We start from the raw sequence: 19,948 nt of genomic DNA, 5'->3' as shown, positions 1-19,948 counted from the left end.
TAGCAAGCTAAGCTTTTCTCTATCATTATACCAGCCTGCCGTAAACTTTCCAGTTCAAAAATAGCATTCATAAAAAGAAAATAAATGAAACAGAGAATTTAAACTTCCATTTTTAACGATAAATTCAAAAAAAAACGGACATTCATCACTGAACATCCGTTCTTGTACCTCACTTGTTAACTCTTGCTTAGTTTGCGTAAGCCGCTGCCTGCTGGCCGGCAATCCGTCCGAAGACGATGATATCCGCCACTGCGTTGCCGCCTAAGCGGTTAGCGCCATGGACGCCGCCAGTGACTTCGCCTGCCGCATACAGACCCGGAATCGCGTTGCCGGAAGCATCCAGAACTTCCGTATTCGTGTTGATCTTCAGACCACCCATCGTGTGGTGAACGCCCGGAGCCACTTTGATCGCGTAGTAAGGACCTTCATCCAGCTTGTTCGCAAAGCTGGTCCGGCCGAATTCTTCATCCTTGCCGGCTTCGACGCAAGCATTCCACTTGTCCATCGTTTCTACTAAAGCCGCACCGTCGACACCCATCGCCGCCGCTAAGGCTTCAACGTCAGCGCCTTCCACTGTCAGACCCTGCTTGATGTAGCCGGCAATAACGCTGGAAGCTTCGACCATCTTGTTATCAACGATCAGCCATGCAAATCCGCCCGGCTGCGCCACTTCCGCTGCCGATACCGCGTCACGCGTGCCGACTTCGTCAAAGAACCGCTTGCCTTCGCTGTTGACCAGAATCGCACCATCGCCGCGCAGACCTTCTGTGATCAGCGCGCTGGTTTCCTGAGAAACTGTCGGATGAATCTGGATCTGTTCCATATCAACCGTATCCGCGCCGATGGCCGTCGCCATCGCGATGCCGTCGCCCGTCATGCCTGGAGCATTCGTGCAGACAAAGCCTTTATAATCCGGCTTATATTTCAGAACCATTTCCGTATTCGCCGCAAAGCCGCCGGTCGCTAAGATCACTGCTTTGCCGGTATACGTCGTATCGCCAGCCTTAACACCGGTAACCTTGCCGTCAGTAACGACTAATTCGGTTGCCGCCGTTTCCATAACAAACTGAACGCCTTTGTCTTCCGCCGCTTTTGTCAGCTTCGGAACCAGGTAAGAACCCACGGCAACTGTCTTGCCTTCATCGTTGACCGGCTTATGAATCCGCTTAACGCTCGCGCCGCCGAAGCTGCCGACCTGCGACAGGTTTGCGTCGATTGTCTTTAACCATTCGATGCCGTTCTTCGCTTCGTTCGCCAAAACTTCAACTAAAGCATGATCGTTCAGGTTCTTGCCGCCGACCAGTGTGTCTAGCATGAACAGTTCTTCCGTATCAAAGTAACCTGTCGGATTGGCTTTGAATTCTTCATACTGCTTTTCCACGGTCGCTGTCAGCTCCGCTAAATCCGGATAGTTTTCCTTCGCGCTCGCCAGCATCTTTTCGACGCCCGCTTCTTCCGCAAATTCAATCAGATCCTGTTCCGGTGTATTCGCCGCGTTCATGCCGCCGGTAGAACGCGTGGTGTTGCCGCCGGTCATCGCTGCCTTTTCAATCACGATCACTGACTTGCCTGCGTTTACAGCTTCGATCGCCGCTGTCATGCCCGCTCCGCCGGCGCCTACGACGATAACGTCAGCTTCAGTCGCTGCCGCTTCCGGAGTCGGTGTTGCCTCGTTGCCATCGTTCTTCGGCGTGCTGGAACAGCCCGCCAGAAGCATTAAGCTGGCAAGAGTAAGAGCAACTAATTTTTTCATTTCATTCTCTCCTTTGCAAATGCTTTTGCGTTTTTAGTATATCAATTTAAGACAGATAATCAAGAAAAATTTCACAAATTATACACAATTTACTAAAACCCGCTATTCCTTCGCTTTTATTCATAACGAAAAGAAATTAATAACTGATTATTGAGTTATTAATCTTAATTTTCATGGCCAAGCTTTAACGAATGATTTTGATCAATGCCTGACAATGAAGCTCACTTACCGGCTGCCAGCCCAGCCGACGATAAAAGCGCAGCGTTTTCTCAACGTCATCGCTCAACAGGATTTTCTGGCGGACCTGCGGATACCGATCCGCCATCGTTTTCAGCAACAGCGTACCCCAGCCTTGATTCTGTACGGAGGGATCGACAATCAAATCCTGGATATAGAGGATCGTTTCTCCATCGCCAACCGCACGGACAAAGCCTAACAGCCGATCGTCGTCATCGCACAGTTCCAGCACACAGAGCGAGTGATCGAAAGCTGGTTTTATCCGATCTGGCTGGCTCAAATAAGCCGTCCAGCCGACCACCTCATACAAACGCAGGATTTCTTGTTCCCGCCCCGCCCGCAGCGTTTGAATTATCATGACGTTTCCTCCGTTTCTTTTATCCGATCATCGCTGAGAAACAACCTCTATCCGCAGCCGCAAAGCAATGAACGCCTTCCATTTTAGTCTATGCTTAAAGCTTCCTTTTCATCGGAAAGCAAAAGAACCGCTCCCGCAGTTCTTAACTTTTTTGCTTCATTCGTGCATTTTCCAACGCGGCTTTCAATTCATCATAATCTGAAAATTCCAGCGTCCAGTTCAGCCAGCGAAAAACTTCACGCCAGGTTTCCAAACGATACAAGCCCAGCGGACATTCTATTAGAACGGCAAGCAGCGGTTCCCGGTAATCGGATTTCCTCAAATCCGTCAGCTCCGCGGCCTGGACTTCATTTTTTAAGAAGATCAAGATATGCTCGATCGCGCTGTTAATCCCGAAAACTTCCACCTTTATCACCTGTCTTTCCAAGCGTGTCTAATAAAGTAGACCTTTTGCACCGGGCCTGATTATGTCAAAAACAAACGGTTTTTCCAGTAATTCTTATTATATTTCAATCGTCAGGTAAAGTCTACTTTTTAAGCCAATTCCTGGAAATTTGAATAAATTTTCATCTTGATCTCCATTACCGAGCTTCGCGCAGTCACCAAGATTGCAAAAGAAGCAAGCTGAAACGCTTCATTTTCACATACAAAAAAGATCCGCTTCCAAATGAGGGATCTTTCTTTGTTTTTCCGTTAAGGGGGGATTCTTTGCCTTGGACTGACAATTATTTAACTTCCTGGATATTCCCGCTTTTATCTGCCAGAATAACGCTGACATTCAGCTTATTTTTCACAACCTTGGGAATTTCGCTCCACTGCTTACGGTACACCGAAGAATCGTTAAACGCAACGCTGTAACGAATAGAGCTGGCTGTATCCTCGCTGATATCTTTGAGAATCGAATTGATCTTCGCCGGCAGCGGCTGGCGGCGGCCGCGATGCGTTCCCTGAACCTCAATAATCCAGGTAATTCCATCTTTTTCCGCCTGAATTTTATTTGGAAATTCGGTTGTCTGCCATCCGCGTTCATTTAACCAGGCCGCTAAAATCCGGCGCAGGTCTTCCGTATTCCGGCTGCTTTTCATCATCCGGTCGCGGCGCTTCTGTTCCTCGCTCTTCGCAGGCCGGCCGCGCTTTTTCGGTGGGAACATGACTTCCCGATCCGTCAGATTGTCGACATAGTACCGAACCCGCAAATGCGAACCGAAACCGGTTTGTCCCTTCGGCCGCTGCAGAATATCATCGCCCTGATATAACAGCTTGTAAATCGCCTGGCAGCAGGTCGGCATGGTCGCGTGTTCCGGCGACACCTCCTGATGCAGTTCTTTGGAACTAATTTCTATCCATTTCTCCCCTCGGTCATGCGCCTCCTGCTTCTTCTGTTGAAGTATTCTTAAATAATCGTTGATTCCCGGACCCTTCATCCTTATTCACTCACTTTCTTTACCTTGACAGCGTCATTATAGGGGTTGGGGTTTGTCGAAATCCCGCGTAACGTGTCGTTGTATGAAAAATAGTTGATTTATAAGGATTTATCCTCTGGAAATCGCTTATTTTTCCTTTGTTTTTCAGGTAATCCTACCTCATTCTTTCAGGCGGACCGGGATCCGAGTGCCGGAAAACAAAAAAACCGGGTCTTCAAGACCCGGCTGTGATTGCGTATTCCCTGGCTATTTCTTGTCGTCGGACGGCAGATAGAATATCTGTTCGCCTTCCTTGGAAAGCATAAAGCTTCCCCGCGCATAGCTCTGTACGTAAGCAGGATCTTCAAGTTTATCCCGCTGCAGTGTCAGATATTTATTTTCTTCCTGGAGGGTTTTCAGTTCTTCCTCGACCCGGGAGATCTGCTGCTTCAATTCCATCGTCGTTAAGATTTCCTTGACTACGCCGTAAAGCATAAACAAGGAAAAACAGATTACGACCAGGCTGATGAACTTTGCAAGCATGCTCCGTTTTTTCCGTCCCTTGGGTTTGGCGGTTTTCGGCTCATTTTTATTTTCAGCTGTCAAGTTCAATTCCTCCTTCGCCTGTTTTCTTGCGAAAATGATAAAAATTTAGGTGCATCTTTATTATACTGAAAAATCATTTAAACGCAAGTGAAACTCCGGTGAACTGACCGCGGCGGCCGCCGCTTGAAATGAAAAAACATAAAAAGAACCCGTACTTTAGCCGGATTCTTCCTTCGGCATCACGCGGCCGGGATGTTTCCGGTTTTGCTTAGCCTGATGTTTTTCCTTTTTCTTTTGCCGCTTCAACTGCTTTTCGTTCTGTTTTTTCTGACGTTTCACCTTTCTGTTCTGCCGCTTTTTGTCTCTTTTCTTATGCCGGATTTCCTGATGATGCTTAAAAGCTGCCTGACTTTTCGCTTTTTGTTTCTTAAATCCGGTCAGCTGCTTTACGATGCTGCGCACAATCCCTTCAAACAAGGGAGAAAATGTCATGGCGTAAAATTTAAGATAAACCGCGGCGCCCAGCACAAAGATGGCGAGCAGATACATTTGCGTCTGTCCGCCGGTAATCGGAAGCAGACCGGCATACATCAGCGTGACAAAGATAAAAAAGTAAAGCGTTTCGATCACCCAGCGCACAAAATGGCGGCGGTAATGCCACGTCAGCCGGTTCATGCCGCTCCAGGTCAGGGCGAATACCCAGCCGCTGAAAAAATGATAGACCAGCGCCTGAAACTGCTGGGGAAGCAAAATCATTTCAGCAGCTTACCTAAAAAGGATTCCTTGCCCGGCCCTTTTTTATTTACGATATATTCCAGGCGGTCGATCAGGCCATGGATGCTGACCTCCCCGCGCTCTGTGTCCAGCTTGCCCAGCGTCAGATCCTTGCCCTGCACCAGCATCCAGCCCTGGCTGGTTTCCAAAAGAAATTCGTTGCTGTCAAAGCTGTCGATCTGCTTAACGCCTGTCAGATCCAGACTTTTGCGGTCTTTCATCACTACGTTATGATACGGATTCGTTTCAAATTTCAAAGGATTGGATAACAGACTTTCACTCATAAAGAAAAACCTCCTGTTCCTTATCAACGTATGAACAGAAGGTTTCGATTATTCCAGCTCAACGCGCTTTTCCTCCACGACTTCGTACATCGAAGCTGCGTCTTCCTTGCGGGTGTACTGAGCGGTTTCCGTCACGCGCACCGTCAGCTGACGCTGACCGAAAATCACGGTGATCAGATCGCCGACCTGGACTTCACTGGCTGGCTTGGCCACTTTCCCGTTGATCAGCACGCGCTGATGATCCGCCAGGTCCTTTGAAACCGTACGGCGTTTTAAGATCCGGGCCACCTTTAAATATTTATCCAATCGCATTTCATCACCTCTGTTTCCTATCATACCATAGTTTAGTTCGTATTTTAATCCCGGGCTGCTTTCAGAGCCGATCATAATTTCTCCCTGCCTCTGTTCAACGTCTTATTTCCGGTTTATACTGTTCGGAAAGAAAGAAGGAAAAACAATGTTGAAACTGACTGACAAGCAAGCGCTGGAATTTGGCATCCAGCCGGTTCATCATCAAATGGATAATGGCGAGCTGCGGTTTCGCCTGACCCGGGATACCGGAAGCAGCTATATTCTGACGCTGAGCGCGGAACAAAGCGGATGGCAGTCCAGTCACGTTCATCTCCGGAAACGGGAATTTTACATTGTCGAACAAGGGTGGATTGTGCTTGCCTTACGGCAGTCGGAACAATTAACCTTCCGCCGCTTAGGCCCCAACGACAGCTTTATGCTTCCGCCGGGTCTGCCGCATAATGTCTATCTTTCCGAAGGCTCAGTGCTGCACACAGTAAAATATGGCAGTGCGGATGCGGATTGGGAAGCGGCGCCGGAGCTGGACGAAAAGCTGCGTCATGAAACCTTTGACGGCAAAACGTTTTTCACCCGCTGACCTGTTCTGAATAACCGGAACACCTGTCGAATCATTAATAAATCCGGAACACGTTCATCGTCACGGATAAAATTTGTATAAATTACAGAACATTATGTTTTTTATCCACAAAAAAACAGACGTCCTCTGCGCTTCGTCACTCCGAAGACAGCGTCAAACGCCTGTTTTTTTATTGCTTACCTGCTCAGCGGCCGTGCTTTTCGCTTGTGACACAGCTTGGTTAAAATAAAGATTTTCCAGCTTTGTTCAGCAGTCATTCCCTGTTTGCTTATCCGGAAAAACACAATTAATGTTCGTGATTGCGGATCAACAGCCGGCTGAACGCCTGCGCGATATCCAGATGCTGCGGCTGCAGCGGAGTATCCTCCTCCAACACGACGAAGGCTCCCAGCCAGTCGCCGTACACCGCAACCGGGAAGATCGTTCCCTTAAAGGTTTCCGGCTTGGCGGCGAATAAGCGCACCTGATCGAACGGGCGGACATGATACGCCTTCACGCACTCCTGAAATTCCACGGACAATGATTGGCTGCGCCATTCGTCGAGCTTCGCCTGACCGACGCATAAAATCTGATCGTCCTCCACAAACAATACCGGATGTTCCGTGACTTCCTGCAGCGTCTGACACATCCGCGTGATCGACTCCGTTTCATCGCTCAGGACGGAGAATTTCTTCAATACGATTTCAGAATCCTCGTTAACGAAGAATTCAATCGAATCCCCTTCCTTGAGCTTATATATTTTACGGATTTCCTTTGGGATGACCAAACGCCCTAAGTCATCCAGTCTTCTAACTATACCTGTTGCTTTCATGCCGACTCTCCTTTACGTACAAATAGTATGGGACAGCCGGCCCCGGATTATTCTATGAAACTTCCAGTTTCTTACTTTGATCCAACACTTCGATCGCCAGCGCCAGTTCATTTCCTTTTTTCGGAAGCCGGACAATAATCTTGCCCTGCACATACCGGAGCTGAATATCCTTGGAAATCGTGGTGAAGGTTTCAAATAATTTCACGCCGTCGATATGATCGGAAAAGGCTTTGGAGAAGACAATTTCCATCTGATTTTTAACGTCGCGGAAAGAATCGATCCGCGGTTCGTTCAACAGGATATCGAGTCGTTTCTTCTCAAACAACAGGCCGACGGATTTCGGCATTTTCCCAAAATAATCCTGCGTTTCTTCTTTCAGCGCCATGAGCTGCGCTTCATCCGCCGTCGCGTCAATCCGCTGATAGAGCGAGATTTTCTCAAAATCCAACGGCGCGAACTGCTTCGGAATGTAGCCGTCGACCTGAACCTGCGCGCGGACAGGTTCCTTGACCTCCGGCTTGACTTCGCCTTTCTTCTCGGCGATGGCTTCCTGCAGCATTTCAATATACATATCGATGCCCACGGTGTCAATGAAACCGGACTGACTCGGACCTAACAAATCGCCGGCCCCGCGGATCGTCAAATCCCGCATCGCGATCTTATAGCCGCTGCCCAGCTCCGTAAATTCCTTGATCGCCTGCAAGCGCTTCTGCGCGATCTCGTTCACCTGCTTGCGCGGACGCACCATCAGGTAGGCATAAGCGATACGGTCGCTGCGGCCAACCCGGCCTTTGATCTGATAGAGCTGCGCCAGACCGAAGGTATCGGCGTTTTCAATCAGAATCGTGTTGGCGTTGGGAATGTCGATGCCCGTTTCGATGATCGTCGTGCAGATCAACACGTTCACTTCGTTATCCGTGAACTGCATCATGACTTCCTCAATTTCATCGCGGCTCATTTTGCCATGGGCGACGGCGATTTCCGCTTCCGGCACATCCTGCTTGATCTGGCGGGCGACATTGTAGATTTCCTGAATGTTGTTGAACAGGTAGAACACCTGTCCCTGCCGAGCCAGCTCGCGCTCGATGACTTCCTTGACTAACGACCGGTTTTTCTCAATGACATAGGTCTGCACAGGCATCCGGTTGCTCGGCGGTGTTTCCAGCTGGGACAAGGAGCGGATGCCGATCAGCGACATCTGCAAGGTACGCGGAATCGGCGTGGCGGAAAGTGAAAGCACGTCGATGGATTCTTTCATTTCCTTAATCTTTTCCTTGTGTTCAACCCCGAAGCGTTGTTCTTCGTCGATGACCAACAGCCCGAGGTCATGAAACTGCACGTCTTTGGACAGAATCCGGTGTGTGCCGATGATCATATCGACCTTCCCTTCCTTGAGTTCACGCAGAATTTCCTTCTGTTTGGACTCCACAACAAACCGGTTGAGGACTTCGATGCGGATCGGGAAGTTTTCAAAGCGCTTCATGGCCGTGGCGGTGTGCTGCAGAGAAAGGATCGTAGTCGGACACAAAAATGCGACCTGCTTGCCCTCAGTGATCGCCTTGAACGCGGCCCGCAGCGCGACCTCGGTCTTGCCAAAGCCAACGTCGCCGCACAACAGGCGATCCATCGGTTTGGGCTGCATCATGTCTTTTTTGATTTCCTGCACGGCCAGCGCCTGATCGGGCGTCAGGTCGTAATCAAAATCGTCTTCGAATTCCTGCTGGAGCGGAGTATCCGGCCCATAGGCGTAGCCGATATTTTCTTCGCGCTGGGAATACAGCTTGACCAGGCGGTCGGCAATCTCGTTGACATTGTCTTTTAAACGCTGCTTGGTCTTTTCCCAATCATGGCTGCCCAGCTTATTCAGCTTCGGCACCACGCCTTCACGGGAGACGAATTTACGCACCAGACGGAATTGTTCCAGCGGAACTAACAGCTCGTCGTTGCCCTTGTAGACAACGCGCAGGAAATCTTTATGCACGCCGTTGAACTCGCGGGTCACGATTCCAAGGTATTGCCCGACGCCGTGTTGGGAATGAACGATAAAATCACCCGGCTGCAGCTCCTGATAGCTGTTCAGCGCTTCAGCTTCCTTAAACTTGGAGGCGTAGCGGCCCAGCTTGGTCTTTTTCTTAAATAGTTCGTGGGAAGTGTAGACGACAAAGTTTTCCTTAAGCGCCTCAAACCCTTCATCCAGCGCCTGATGGATCAGCACCAGACCTTCATCGCGCGGCTTAAAATCATCAATCAGGAAGGGAATTTCCTTGCCTTTGAGGATCGGCACGACTTCTTTCAGCTCGTGTTCCTGCAAGAAGAAATACAGCTGACGGCCGCGGCCTTCCTTCAGGGCGATTTCCAGCTTCATCGCCAGCGTTTCATTGGGCAGCGCAACCTCGCGGATCATTGCGTGCGGAACCTTGCGCAGCGAATCAAAGCTGTCGATTTCCGTAATCTTGCGGCCGGCGAGCACGGTGTTTAATTCATGCTGGACGGTGAAGCGCGGCAGCATTTTCAGCTCCTGCGTCATTTCCTGAATATAGGCTGTCGTTTCCTCGCTCAGTTGATGAAGATGGGTTTTAATCTGATCGGGATGGGACAGGAAAACCTGAGCCTTAGGACAATAGTCGATCAGCGAGCTGTTGTCGTCGAGATAGCTCAGATAAGGATACAGGCGGCTTTCCCGCAGATGAGCGCGCATCGTTTCCATATCAAGGTCGATGATGCCCTCGATCTGTTCGTATTCGCCATGAGTATAACGACTTTTGAGCGACTCGAGATGGCGGCGGACACGTTCCTGAATTAAGGTTATCTGATCGTCATCCAGAAGCAGGTCGGATGCCGGAACAATTTCGGTTTCGGCTTTGACTTCAAGGGTGCGCTGGGTGGCGATATCGAAGGTGCGGATACTGTCGATCTCGGTATCGAAAAATTCGATCCGCACCGGCGTTTCACTGTTAATGGAGTAGATGTCGATAATCCCGCCGCGGCTGGCAAAGCACAGCGGCTGGTCGACGCGGGCGGTCTGTTGATAACCAGCCGCAATCAGCGTGCGTTTCAGCTCGTTCATCGACACGTCCATGCCGGTCTTTAAAACAATCGTACAGAGCTTAAACTGAGCCGGCGAGGGCAGATAGCGAACCAACGCCGACGCGTGGGTGACGCAGATCAGTTGATCTTCGTTCAGCAGCCGGTTCAGTGTTTCAACTTTCTCGGCCATGGCTTCCGGCGAAGCGGCGATGGCTTCCACCCGCAGCGATTCTTCCACGCTGAAAAGCGCGCAGACCTGCGGAGAGAGAAGAGATTTCAGCTTCTCCGCCAGACGCTGTGCGGTATATAAGTTATTCTTGACGATCAGCATCGGCCGCGGATTTTGCGCGTAGCTGGCAGCCAGAATCAGCGCCTCTTCCGTCAGAGAAGACGCGGAAAGGAAGGGTTGCTGCGCCGTACAGGCCTGAACGGCTGGATTGTTTGCCAGCCGGCTTAACAGGAAATTCATCGGCTGCGGTTGAAGCGGTTCATGACGTCGCTGATCGGCATCGTCATACTGGCTTTGGCCGCTTCCGCCGCGTGGTTAATCGCTGCCTGGTAATCCTCGCGCTGATCAGCCGGGACTTTGCCCAGCACATAATCGACGATCGGAATGAGCGGGTTTTTGTCGATCCCGACACGGATCCGGGCGATATCCTGAGTATGCAGATGATCGATAATGTTCTTCATTCCCTTCTGCCCCCCAGCACTTCCGGAAGTGCGGATGCGGATTTTACCGACTGGCAGATCGAGGTCGTCGTGGATCACCAAAATCTGATCGACCGGGATTTTATAGAACTGGACGGCCTGAATGACCGCTTCCCCGGAATTGTTCATGTAGGTCTGGGGTTTCATCAAAAGGATCGTTTCCTGACCAGTGCGCACCGTTGTGATCAGCGCATTGAACTTGGACTGGCTGATGCCGGTGTTTAACAGATCGGCCAGCCGGTCCAGCACATCGAAACCGGCGTTGTGACGGGTATGTTCGTATTCTCGGCCGGGATTGCCTAAGCCGACGATTAACTTCATAAGTCGTTCCTCCTGTCTTTTTTGTATAAACGTAGTTTAACCGCTTGTTGAACGGGTGCGCTATTTCAGTAACGCCTGTGCCAACAAGACATAAAATGACCGGATTTCAATTCATCCCGGCCTTTTCGTGCGCGATCATTATATCAGAATTCTTCCCGGTTGTCCTATCCGCAGACTTGATTTTTCGTCTTTTCTGGTTTTTCTAATGAAAAGGGCAACCTCTTTTGAGATTGCCAGACTTTTTCAACTCCCGTTGAGGCAAGGGACTTCCAACTTTTTCAACTCCCGTTGAGGCGAGGGACTTCCAACTTTTTCGCAGACAGAGTTTCCTTCTGCTGTCTCTATTATACACAAAGAATCGTTTATTTCACAATATTTTTATCAGTTGAGTTATTAATCTCAGCTTCGTCGAATTCAAAAAATTCTGTTTCGTTATTCTTCCGGCTTTTCTTCCTCTGCATCCTCCGGTTTCGACCAGCTCTGCAGCTGACTCACTTCGTGGATCCCCAGATCCCTTAGAATGTTGCCGCCCATTTCGGTTGCCGCCCAGCTGGACACCGGTTTTTCAACCCGCTGCGCTAATTCCGCATCATTGCGCTCCTGTGCGATCCCCGCTAAGAAAGCCGCGGCGATATTCCGGTAAATATCCAGCATCTGCCGGGAACATTTCATTTTCCTGATCAGGCCCTGCGCCAGATCCAGGAATACCGCTTCCCCGCGGTCGCCCTGCTTCGTATACCAGTTCCAACTGGCCGTATATAACTGATAAAACAGCTGATCCTGGAAATAATCTTCCTTTTCCAAGACCTTTTCATGCAGGCGGTTTAATAACTCCGTGTTGTTCTGACTGTACGCCTTAAAGCTGCACGCAAAACAAAGATAATAAAAACTATCTTCGTTTAATCCAATCTTATTCCGACGGCGGTGCTTCGGATCAATAATAATTTTACTTAAATCCATCCGCTGCAGACACGCTTCAATTTCAGGCAGCTCCTTTTGATATTTGATCAGTCCCCACAATTTCAGAATTTCACCCTTCGCCGCAAATTCCGGATCCTGGATGGAATCAATGAACTGATCGATCGCGGGAAAGAAACGTGCTTCATCACCAATTTGATCGACGCAGGCAATCAGTTTTTTCATTTTTTTAGAACGCTTCAGCAAGGTCAGCAGGGAAATCAACATACCCGCTGAAATTGCAAAGCAGACAATCGTAATTAACAGACTCATAAAAAAGTCACCTCTCGGTGACATTATACCTGATTTAGCTCAGGAAAAAAAGCTTTGCCGGTTTCCGTTAGTCGCCGAGCCTTCCGAAGAAGGTCAGCGCAATCAGACCACTGATCCCCACCAGACTGTAAATAATCCGGGAAAACAGAGTACCTGGACCAAACAGGAAGGAAACCAGGTTGAATTCAAACGCTCCGACCAAACCCCAGTTGACGGCGCCGACGATGACCAGAAGCAAAGCAATTCCATTGATCATTTTCATAACATCGATCCTCCTGGTCGTTAGTATGACCGGAATTCTGATTTTTATAAGCGGAATTCCAATCTGAGAAACAGATTTCGAATCGTCCTGCCCGATTCCTTTTTAAGAAAAAGAGTTTGCGGGTAACCATCAGAATTGATCGCAAAAAAAGATTCCCATGATTGAACCATGAGAATCGCTTTCTGTTTATTCCACTTCTAATTTCTTTTCCAGTATAAAGTAGATGACGCCATAGAACAACGCGCAGACAGCCAGGGTAATCAAGATCTCGACAGCGATGATTCCGTTTGCCGACAATCCATGAAACAGCCGATTCATCGGTCCGGAGAAGCTGTCGCGGATCATTCCCATCGCAATGGAAATGGCGAAGAACAAAGTCACAGAGATTGCGGTCTTATGCCGCGGCGTGAATTTTGTCTGCGGCAGCGTGATGACCATGTAGACATACAGGATTATTTCAGCCATACCTGAGAAAATCAACGCCAACGACAGGAACACTCTCACTAAATCCGACAGATCGATATGCAGCTGCGAGAACAACTGCATCCAGTCCGACCAGCTTGGCAGATTCATACCCACTAGAATCCCGGCGACCAGAACCATCAAAGTATAGCCGAGCATCAACACGAAACCGGCAATCAGAATCCACAGAATATCGGCCAGCACTTTACTTAGAATCAGCTGATGCGTCGTAACCGGCAGCGTCAAAGTCAGATATCCTGGACGCTTGAACATCGAATTCCGGTAATTCAGCGCAATGTTGATCGCCGTGCTGATGATAATCGCCATCGTCATAATGGTAATGATCAGGATTGAAATCACACCCAGCATATTCATCGTCGATGACGTATGGACCATGGCCTGATTCATCAAAATCTGATCTTTAAATAAGATTGGCGACAGAGCGCAGGCAGCGATAAAAACCAGATAAATAATCCCGTAGCTGCGCCATTCATGAATCAATTCATATTTTAAAAGTTTTAGCATTTGAAGACCTCCCGGAAGACTTCGTCTACCGATTTTCCTGTTTCCGCCCGGAGCTGTTCCGCATTCTCATGCATGGCCAGTTCGCCGTATTTCAAGAAGATTACATCGTCGAAGATTTTTTCAATGTCGCTGATCAGGTGGGTCGAAATCAGCACAATCGCATCTTCAGCGTAGTTGTTCAGAATAATATCCAGAATCAATTCACGCGCTGCCGGATCGACACCGCCGATCGGTTCGTCCAGCACATAAATCCGGGCTTTGCGGCTCATGACCAGGCACAGCTGGAATTTCTCTTTCATGCCCTTGGACATCGACTTAATCCGCATATTCGCGTTCAGATCCAGTCGCTTCATCAACAAACGGGCTTTCGCACCGTCGAAGTCTGCATACATATCCTCAAACATTTTCAGAGCGTCGCTGGCCTTCATCCAATCGCTGAAGTAGCTTTCATCCGGCAGATAAGAAATAATACTTTTGGTATACGCGTCAGGCCGATGACCATCGATCAGAATCTCCCCGCTGTAATCCCGAAGCAGGCCGTTCATGATCTTGATCAGCGTCGTCTTCCCGCTGCCGTTCGGCCCCAACAGACCGATGATCTGTCCTGGAACCAAATCCAGATCTACATTTTTCAACGCCGTCGTCTGACTGTAGGATTTCGTCAGGCCCCGAATCTGAATCAAAGGTTTAGTGTTCTCCGTTGTCATTGTCCCTCTCCTTTACATAATAGGCTGTTTGAGCAAGAATTTCTTCTCCCTCATACCCCAGATTTTCCATCTCTTTTACATAGCGGCTGATGCATGAAGTCGCCATCTGTTCGCGGACCAATCCGATCAGTTCCTCATTTTCACTGATAAACCGTCCCGCCGTGCGTTCACTTTTTAATAAGCCCTCACGTTCCAGCTCGGATAACGATCGCTGTACGGTATTCGGATTGACGCCGAAGTGCAGAGCCAGATCGCGAACGGAATCGACCCGATCGCCAGGTTTTAACCGTCCGGATACGATCTCTTTTTTGATATAGTCCATAACCTGAATATAAATCGGAAGGTTAGAATCAAAATCGATTGCCATAGGTTTCTCCTCTCTGTATTAGTACACTAATACAATAACACTATCTGACACTTCTGTCAACACCAAAAAAAAAACAAAGTCTACGCCTTGTTTTTTCGTGTGAAAATCTCATTCGCATTCTTTTGTGTTTGCGCGTCGGGAAGCTTTCCGATTTTCTCCCTGCTGCAGGCGAAGCAGGGCTTCCGCAAACTGACGATCCCACAGAGCGATCAACAGAGCTTCCTCTGGCGACAACCGGGTACGCCATGCATCATCCGGATCCATAATAAATAATTTCTCCAGTTCTTTTCTGCGGCCTTCATCCATGCTTTTTTCCTCCTGTCACATAATGTAGTCTTTTTGTGACAGCTGTTTTATAATGGATTAAGACTTGGAATAAGCCTTTATTTAAAGGGCTTTCCTTACAATTTAGGATGAAGCAAAATGTCTACTTTTTTTGTCAAAAATCGTCATTGCACGGAATTTCTAATACACTTGATTTTAGTTCTGACAAGATGATTATTTTCCATTTTTAAGCGATTCATAAAAAATCCATCTCCCTTTTTTTGTCCGCAGGCCTGCCAGGAAGGTGGATTTTATGTTCCTTTATGATTGCTTTTTGTGTTTTGCCAGAAAGTTGTTTATTTAAAACAGTTTATCTCTCCCGCTTCTCGTCCTTGGAAGTCAACTCAAACTTTCATCTCAACGATAAAGCACGCGGGCCAGACCCCGCCGCAGTTTTCTGCGCCGGCGCTGGCGCTTTAAAATTCTCTGATACGCCTGCGGATCTTGGATATAGTCGAACTCACCGAGAAACTCAATGAATTCTCCGCCGAAGCTTTTCTTGAAATCGTGAATACCGTAGTACGGATCCTCTGGATTCAGTGCGCCGGATACACCTTCAAAATCATAGGTCTTCGCTCCCCTTTTCCAGCAATCCTCAATCACCGCGCTGTGCAGCGCAAACGCGGCGCGGAAGTTCGGCAGGATTTTCTTTGTATACATATTGACGTTATAGACATGTTCGCCTTGTTGGATGATGAGTTTCGCGCCCAGTTTGATTTCCCCCAGTCCCTGATAATCCCGCATCAGCTCCGCGATCTCCTGATCCAGCGCCACAATCTGTTTCTGATTTTCAGCGAGGCGTTGAGCGTTGATCAACTTTCCCTGCTGACAAATAAGCTGTTCGCGCAGAATTTTCAGATGACTTAAAGCCTGATCGACATTCGCGCTGACGACATACAAACGGGCCTGATCAGGGAAACATTCCATCAGCTGCCGGAAATCCTTTTCCTTTTTGGGCAGAAAATGCAGTTTATGCGCCAGTTCGCGTTCCGCTTCGACTAAGATTGACAGATCCCGTGCATCGCTCAATTTTACTGAAACCGCGCGCTGAATATTTTTCTTCTGATAGGCAGCGTAGTGTTTTATCTGCTTCCGAATCGTTTCCAGCGGCTGATCGAGATTCAGACAATAGGTAAACCGCGACATCCGGTTGCCGCTGTAACCATAGGTATAGCCCAGATGATGATAACCGCAGGCTTCCATCTGCGCCGTCACAAATTCGTTGTTAAATCCCCCCGGTTTAATCCGGCCATCTTTTTCATGCTCGATCCGCGGAATATTCAGCTCCATCCGCAAATACGCTGCACCGCGCCGCTTTGCCAATTCCGTTAAAGCAGTGGCAAAGATTTGCAAGGTTTCTGTGTTCGTATAATCCAGATTGAATCCATAACAGAGATAACCATACTCCTCTCCGCCGCTTTTTTCCCATTGGATCAAAGCCGTCGCTGCAATTTCATCAGCTTCGTTGTGGGCGGAAACCAGCTGAATCTCGATTCCCTTTCGGCGGCAAAGCTCGCCGTAAAAATGGGTTTTGGAATAATGCGGAATTTTACCGTTGGCCGCGTAGGCGTCAAAGAGCTGGGGCTGTTCGTGTTCAATCAGTCTCAGCATGTTTTTGCCTTCCAGCGCCGAACCGTTTTGATCAAGGCGATTCCCCGGTCCAGCATCCATGCGAGAACCGGCATGACCGGCAGATCAAATTCGCCGATCATCTCCTCGATCTGAATTGGAAAATTACCTTTAAAAATGCTGAGTCCATCGTCCAGCGTACCTTCTACGCCCCCCAGATTGCAGCGCTGAATCCCCATCTTCCGGGCTTTTTCAAACAACTTCCAATGTACGGAATAGGGTGCGCGGTAAGTCAGAAATTCACTGTTTGTACCCGCATACAAGACTTCCATCTGATCATCTTGAATCAAAGCCAATAATCCGCACAGTGTGACAACAGAAAGACCCTGGCTTAATTTTTTCTCCAGAAATTCCTGTTCCCGGTTCAAATTGATGATCTGTTCTTTTTCTACTTTATTAAGTTCTTCAGGTTTTCTTTCTAACTCGGATATCTGATCCTCAATCTGATTCCGCCGCTGATTCAGATCCAGCCGGGCAGTCATCAGTACAGCGCGTTCGCCGTACAACGTCATTAAGCGTTTAAAGTATTCCGCATTGCGCAGATGGATCTTTTTTCGTTGTTCTGTTTGTTTCATGACCTCAACGAAAGGGTCCAGTTCAGTTTCTCCTTCATGAATCGTCACCCCGCATTTTTCAGCGTGCCGGATACTTCGCCGGGTCTTCGCGTTTAATGCTGCCCAATCCATTTGTTCCCGCAGCATAACTGCTTGAAAGCGCGGCTGCGTCGCTTCACGCAGGTACAAAGTATAGCCTTTATGACGGCATTTCAGTCCTGTCAGCAGCTGAACTACCGCGGCCTGATGATGTTCGTCATGGTTTTGATTGCGTTGCGCATAGGGATAAGCGCGATCGATCAAATTCGGATCAAAGCGGAGGGTGACCGCATGAGAACGGCGCGCTAGTTTTTTCAGCTTTGCAAAGAGAAAACGAATTAACGGCTCATCCTGATAGTTGGCGATCGGTCCGCGGGGAATATAAAACAGACTTAATCCCAGCGGCAGCGGACGGATCAAAATCATCGCATACGCCCGGATCGTTCCGCCCCGGCGGACAACGACTTGTTTCATCGACCAGTTTTCCTTGACCTGGCTCCAGCGGGCATGTTGAAGTAAATTGTTCTGCGGATGGCTTTCCAGAAAGTCTTCGATTTCCTGGGGTTTGGGATGTTCGTCAAAAACATATTCGTCTGCGATCATAGTCATTCTCTCTTTCTATCCCTGAGCCTCGATCTGTTTCTAAAATGATCGAATACGCAGAGAGTCTACAAATGTAGTTCTATATTAAGTCTACATTTGTAGTTTTGTTTTGTCAAATTGATTAGATCATTTTCTTGCTTTTTTGGGAATTCATCCGTTTTTCTCAGCATTTTGAGTTTCAAAAAAGAACAGTCGCCCATTCTTTTTTGCATCGCTTCAATTGTTCATTGTTCCTCGTTATCAAAGGTCCACAGAAGATAGCGGACAGGCTGAATATTTTCACTCCATTCACCATCCGGATACCCCTGTAATTCCCGGTACCGTTTTAAATTTTCCTCCGTCAGCATGGAATCCAATATGATGTTTTCTGAGACGGTGTACCCGTTGATCGTCCCGATCGGATTTTCTCCTTGTTCTCTGGAAATCGAATAGGATTCAAAGAGATTGCTGCAAGTTCCATCCTTTGCGGTACAACCTTCCGCCTGAAATTCCAGTTCAATTTGCAGCGTAGTTTGATCCTCGCTCATTTGAAAGCTGGCATTCAGCTCCGAAGGCAATGGATCGATCATTTCCAACGTGACATCTCCGTTAAACGCGCTGATGATTAACTTTCCATCTTGTTTTTCCGCATTTACACCTTCCGCCAACTGAATTGTTTCCGGTGAAGGTGTTGGGCTTGCTTCTGCTGAGGCCTCCGGCGTACTTTCTGCCGGAGCTGTCGCCGGCGGATTTTCTGTCGGTTCTTTTGTTTCCTGCAGGGCACAACCCGTTAATAAAAAGCAGGCTAATACAATGATAATCTTTTTCATTCTTTGTCTTCCTTTCCTAAAGAGATTTACTCACTGCTTATTCATGGATTTTTTCAAAGGTCAGATGATCCAGTAACGGCATGGATTTCTCATCCTTTGTCGGCCAGAAGCCAACCGATTCTAAATAGTCTGTTCCTTTGCTTGTCAAATCCAGACTTAAATCTGAAGTAACGCAAAGGATTTCCGACTCGCTGAATCGCATGACCTCCGTTGCGATCAAAGCCCCGTCGCCAAAGTATCCGCCGTCGACAGGAGGTTCGTCAAATAAACCAAAGACATAAAAACCATCATAGGAACCGTGTGTGTAATCTGAGCTCATCCAGTCTTCAATTGGCCATTCATAATATTGGAAACCAACGTTATGGGAAAGTCGATCATAAATCATAAACACATCGGCCGGAACTTCCTGATCGATCGTTATTCGCAGGTTCATCTGCGGAATATCATAAATAGTGCCGGATTCTTCTTTTACAGGTTCAATCACTGTGGTCCATGGAAAATTGTTTCGAAGCATTTCTTTTTTCAGATCAGCTTCTTCTTCCACGCTTTCAAAGTGTGATCCCGTTTCGCTCAGATGGATTAAAAGTTTTCGGATATCTTCTGTATAATCTCGATCCAGTTGAACCAGCCAATCATTAATCAAAGCCAGATCTCCTTTTAAGAAGCAAACCGTGATCACTTCCGGAAATGGATAACTTGGATATTCATCTCCAGGATGAATAACGAAGGTAAACAGCCAGTCATTTTTAAAATCCGGATTCTGATTTATCCATGTATTCTTACCCCTCTCCACATATTCACCTTGAAGGTCAGAAAAAACATCAAAATAAGAATATTGATTCGGCTGAATCCATTGCCAGTTTACATCCTTCTCCGGTTGTAATTTGGAATTGATATCCGCGATCGTAATCTTTGCGATCGGATCTTGGACTGGATTTATACTCATTTCTCCTGTCTTGATTTCCGGCTGTTCGTAACCGATCAAAGCATAGAAATCATAGAGGGTGTAAGGATCGTCAGTATAGCTGATATTTCCCTGTTGATCATTGAAATACATCCATTTTGGATTTGTCCAGGCTAAATAATCTTTCCCGTTATAATGAATTCTCAGATCATAATAATAGGGATCGCTGATTGGCTCTCGCTGCCGGTCAAGCACTTTCTGCATCGTTTCCAGAACTTCCGGGTCTTCGCTTTGTAACATCAGCTCAGCATTCTCGTCATTGCGGCTAATCTGTAATAATCGTTCCTCCGGCTCCTGCGGCTGTGCCTGTACGCTGCAGGCAACCAACATGGAGCCAACTCCCGCGCTTAACAGGATCACGG

22 protein-coding genes are annotated in these 19,948 nt (G+C 48.1%); 1 reads left to right on the top strand and 21 read right to left on the bottom strand.

Going from position 1 to position 19,948, the window contains the following annotated elements; all coding sequences use genetic code 11:
• Positions 1-187 precede the first annotated feature (187 nt).
• The 8 genes from HOLDEFILI_RS04725 to HOLDEFILI_RS04690 form a co-directional block, all read right to left on the bottom strand.
• Positions 188-1,753: a flavocytochrome c gene (locus HOLDEFILI_RS04725; RefSeq protein WP_006058337.1), complete on the bottom strand. Its 1,566-nt coding sequence runs from the start codon at positions 1,751-1,753 to the stop codon at positions 188-190.
• A 184-nt stretch (positions 1,754-1,937) separates the two neighbouring features.
• Positions 1,938-2,348, bottom strand: a complete 411-nt coding sequence (locus HOLDEFILI_RS04720; RefSeq protein ID WP_006058336.1) for a GNAT family N-acetyltransferase — start codon at positions 2,346-2,348, stop codon at positions 1,938-1,940.
• Positions 2,349-2,490: 142 nt separating this feature from the next.
• Positions 2,491-2,754 carry a hypothetical protein gene (locus HOLDEFILI_RS04715; RefSeq protein ID WP_039863902.1) on the bottom strand — a complete coding sequence of 88 codons (264 nt, stop codon included), beginning with the start codon at positions 2,752-2,754 and terminating at the stop codon, positions 2,491-2,493.
• A gap of 319 nt (positions 2,755-3,073) precedes the next feature.
• On the bottom strand, positions 3,074-3,772 hold the full coding sequence (locus HOLDEFILI_RS04710; protein WP_006058333.1) for a hypothetical protein: 699 nt from the start codon (positions 3,770-3,772) through the stop codon (positions 3,074-3,076).
• 246 nt (positions 3,773-4,018) lie between these two features.
• Positions 4,019-4,357: an FtsB family cell division protein gene (locus HOLDEFILI_RS04705; RefSeq protein ID WP_156788842.1), complete on the bottom strand. Its 339-nt coding sequence runs from the start codon at positions 4,355-4,357 to the stop codon at positions 4,019-4,021.
• 156 nt (positions 4,358-4,513) lie between these two features.
• Positions 4,514-5,053, bottom strand: coding sequence for a spore cortex biosynthesis protein YabQ (gene yabQ / locus HOLDEFILI_RS04700; RefSeq protein WP_006058330.1), 540 nt, complete (start codon positions 5,051-5,053; stop codon positions 4,514-4,516).
• Entirely contained in the window at positions 5,050-5,355 is a 306-nt protein-coding gene (gene yabP / locus HOLDEFILI_RS04695) for a sporulation protein YabP (protein ID WP_006058329.1), read from the bottom strand. Before yabP ends, yabQ begins: the two co-directional genes overlap by 4 nt.
• 48 nt (positions 5,356-5,403) lie before the next feature.
• Positions 5,404-5,667 carry an RNA-binding S4 domain-containing protein gene (locus HOLDEFILI_RS04690; RefSeq protein WP_039863899.1) on the bottom strand — a complete coding sequence of 88 codons (264 nt, stop codon included), beginning with the start codon at positions 5,665-5,667 and terminating at the stop codon, positions 5,404-5,406.
• A 145-nt stretch (positions 5,668-5,812) separates the two neighbouring features.
• Here HOLDEFILI_RS04690 and HOLDEFILI_RS04685 point away from each other — a divergent pair, with 145 nt between their 5' ends.
• On the top strand, positions 5,813-6,244 hold the full coding sequence (locus tag HOLDEFILI_RS04685) for a cupin domain-containing protein (protein ID WP_006058327.1): 432 nt from the start codon (positions 5,813-5,815) through the stop codon (positions 6,242-6,244).
• A gap of 286 nt (positions 6,245-6,530) precedes the next feature.
• Here HOLDEFILI_RS04685 and HOLDEFILI_RS04680 read toward each other — a convergent pair whose 3' ends face one another.
• The 13 genes from HOLDEFILI_RS04680 to HOLDEFILI_RS04620 form a co-directional block, all read right to left on the bottom strand.
• Entirely contained in the window at positions 6,531-7,055 is a 525-nt protein-coding gene (locus HOLDEFILI_RS04680) for an AbrB/MazE/SpoVT family DNA-binding domain-containing protein (RefSeq protein ID WP_006058326.1), read from the bottom strand.
• Positions 7,056-7,107: 52 nt separating this feature from the next.
• Positions 7,108-10,551 carry a transcription-repair coupling factor gene (mfd, locus tag HOLDEFILI_RS04675; protein WP_006058325.1) on the bottom strand — a complete coding sequence of 1,148 codons (3,444 nt, stop codon included), beginning with the start codon at positions 10,549-10,551 and terminating at the stop codon, positions 7,108-7,110.
• The gene (pth, locus tag HOLDEFILI_RS04670) at positions 10,548-11,111 is read right to left on the bottom strand and encodes an aminoacyl-tRNA hydrolase (protein WP_006058324.1); all 564 of its coding nucleotides are present in this window, start codon (positions 11,109-11,111) and stop codon (positions 10,548-10,550) included. Before pth ends, mfd begins: the two co-directional genes overlap by 4 nt.
• Before the next feature lie 432 nt (positions 11,112-11,543).
• A complete protein-coding gene (locus HOLDEFILI_RS04665; RefSeq protein ID WP_039863898.1) occupies positions 11,544-12,341 on the bottom strand; it encodes a hypothetical protein in 798 nt (265 codons plus the stop codon).
• A gap of 67 nt (positions 12,342-12,408) precedes the next feature.
• Positions 12,409-12,603 carry a DUF378 domain-containing protein gene (locus HOLDEFILI_RS04660; RefSeq protein ID WP_006058322.1) on the bottom strand — a complete coding sequence of 65 codons (195 nt, stop codon included), beginning with the start codon at positions 12,601-12,603 and terminating at the stop codon, positions 12,409-12,411.
• Between the two features lie 186 nt (positions 12,604-12,789).
• Positions 12,790-13,590, bottom strand: a complete 801-nt coding sequence (locus tag HOLDEFILI_RS04655) for a hypothetical protein (protein ID WP_006058320.1) — start codon at positions 13,588-13,590, stop codon at positions 12,790-12,792.
• Positions 13,584-14,297, bottom strand: coding sequence for an ABC transporter ATP-binding protein (locus HOLDEFILI_RS04650; protein WP_006058319.1), 714 nt, complete (start codon positions 14,295-14,297; stop codon positions 13,584-13,586). The genes HOLDEFILI_RS04655 and HOLDEFILI_RS04650 overlap by 7 nt, the downstream gene beginning before the upstream one ends.
• Positions 14,278-14,664 carry a GntR family transcriptional regulator gene (locus HOLDEFILI_RS04645; RefSeq protein WP_006058318.1) on the bottom strand — a complete coding sequence of 129 codons (387 nt, stop codon included), beginning with the start codon at positions 14,662-14,664 and terminating at the stop codon, positions 14,278-14,280. Before HOLDEFILI_RS04645 ends, HOLDEFILI_RS04650 begins: the two co-directional genes overlap by 20 nt.
• Positions 14,665-14,772: 108 nt before the next feature.
• Positions 14,773-14,970, bottom strand: coding sequence for a hypothetical protein (locus tag HOLDEFILI_RS04640; RefSeq protein WP_006058317.1), 198 nt, complete (start codon positions 14,968-14,970; stop codon positions 14,773-14,775).
• Between the two features lie 375 nt (positions 14,971-15,345).
• Positions 15,346-16,599 (bottom strand): lipid II:glycine glycyltransferase FemX, encoded by a 1,254-nt coding sequence (locus HOLDEFILI_RS04635; protein WP_006058316.1) that lies wholly within the window; start codon positions 16,597-16,599, stop codon positions 15,346-15,348.
• Positions 16,593-17,813 carry a peptidoglycan bridge formation glycyltransferase FemA/FemB family protein gene (locus HOLDEFILI_RS04630; RefSeq protein ID WP_039863896.1) on the bottom strand — a complete coding sequence of 407 codons (1,221 nt, stop codon included), beginning with the start codon at positions 17,811-17,813 and terminating at the stop codon, positions 16,593-16,595. The genes HOLDEFILI_RS04635 and HOLDEFILI_RS04630 overlap by 7 nt, the downstream gene beginning before the upstream one ends.
• Positions 17,814-18,037: 224 nt before the next feature.
• Positions 18,038-18,622, bottom strand: coding sequence for a hypothetical protein (locus tag HOLDEFILI_RS04625; RefSeq protein WP_006058313.1), 585 nt, complete (start codon positions 18,620-18,622; stop codon positions 18,038-18,040).
• Between the two features lie 37 nt (positions 18,623-18,659).
• Positions 18,660-19,679 (bottom strand): hypothetical protein, encoded by a 1,020-nt coding sequence (locus HOLDEFILI_RS04620; protein ID WP_244264304.1) that lies wholly within the window; start codon positions 19,677-19,679, stop codon positions 18,660-18,662.
• Positions 19,680-19,948: the final 269 nt, after the last annotated feature.

The organism is Holdemania filiformis DSM 12042, assembly GCF_000157995.1.
GTDB classification, from domain to species: Bacteria; Bacillota_I; Bacilli_A; order Erysipelotrichales; family Erysipelotrichaceae; genus Holdemania; species Holdemania filiformis.
The sequence above is the reverse complement of the archived record's forward strand: the minus strand, read 5'-3'. Positions and strand labels throughout refer to the sequence as shown.

Coding starts and splice junctions, on each gene's coding strand:
- HOLDEFILI_RS04655 (WP_006058320.1), bottom strand. CDS start 13,590: ATGCTAAAACTTTTAAAATATGAATTGATTCATGAATGGCGCAGCTAC.
- HOLDEFILI_RS04665 (WP_039863898.1), bottom strand. CDS start 12,341: ATGAGTCTGTTAATTACGATTGTCTGCTTTGCAATTTCAGCGGGTATG.
- pth (WP_006058324.1), bottom strand. CDS start 11,111: ATGAAGTTAATCGTCGGCTTAGGCAATCCCGGCCGAGAATACGAACAT.
- HOLDEFILI_RS04625 (WP_006058313.1), bottom strand. CDS start 18,622: ATGAAAAAGATTATCATTGTATTAGCCTGCTTTTTATTAACGGGTTGT.
- HOLDEFILI_RS04690 (WP_039863899.1), bottom strand. CDS start 5,667: ATGCGATTGGATAAATATTTAAAGGTGGCCCGGATCTTAAAACGCCGT.
- HOLDEFILI_RS04635 (WP_006058316.1), bottom strand. CDS start 16,599: ATGCTGAGACTGATTGAACACGAACAGCCCCAGCTCTTTGACGCCTAC.
- HOLDEFILI_RS04680 (WP_006058326.1), bottom strand. CDS start 7,055: ATGAAAGCAACAGGTATAGTTAGAAGACTGGATGACTTAGGGCGTTTG.
- HOLDEFILI_RS04660 (WP_006058322.1), bottom strand. CDS start 12,603: ATGAAAATGATCAATGGAATTGCTTTGCTTCTGGTCATCGTCGGCGCC.
- HOLDEFILI_RS04650 (WP_006058319.1), bottom strand. CDS start 14,297: ATGACAACGGAGAACACTAAACCTTTGATTCAGATTCGGGGCCTGACG.
- HOLDEFILI_RS04630 (WP_039863896.1), bottom strand. CDS start 17,813: ATGATCGCAGACGAATATGTTTTTGACGAACATCCCAAACCCCAGGAA.
- yabP (WP_006058329.1), bottom strand. CDS start 5,355: ATGAGTGAAAGTCTGTTATCCAATCCTTTGAAATTTGAAACGAATCCG.
- HOLDEFILI_RS04720 (WP_006058336.1), bottom strand. CDS start 2,348: ATGATAATTCAAACGCTGCGGGCGGGGCGGGAACAAGAAATCCTGCGT.
- HOLDEFILI_RS04620 (WP_244264304.1), bottom strand. CDS start 19,679: ATGTATTTCAATGATCAACAGGGAAATATCAGCTATACTGACGATCCT.
- HOLDEFILI_RS04640 (WP_006058317.1), bottom strand. CDS start 14,970: ATGGATGAAGGCCGCAGAAAAGAACTGGAGAAATTATTTATTATGGAT.
- HOLDEFILI_RS04710 (WP_006058333.1), bottom strand. CDS start 3,772: ATGAAGGGTCCGGGAATCAACGATTATTTAAGAATACTTCAACAGAAG.
- yabQ (WP_006058330.1), bottom strand. CDS start 5,053: ATGATTTTGCTTCCCCAGCAGTTTCAGGCGCTGGTCTATCATTTTTTC.
- mfd (WP_006058325.1), bottom strand. CDS start 10,551: ATGAATTTCCTGTTAAGCCGGCTGGCAAACAATCCAGCCGTTCAGGCC.
- HOLDEFILI_RS04685 (WP_006058327.1), top strand. CDS start 5,813: ATGTTGAAACTGACTGACAAGCAAGCGCTGGAATTTGGCATCCAGCCG.
- HOLDEFILI_RS04725 (WP_006058337.1), bottom strand. CDS start 1,753: ATGAAAAAATTAGTTGCTCTTACTCTTGCCAGCTTAATGCTTCTGGCG.
- HOLDEFILI_RS04645 (WP_006058318.1), bottom strand. CDS start 14,664: ATGGCAATCGATTTTGATTCTAACCTTCCGATTTATATTCAGGTTATG.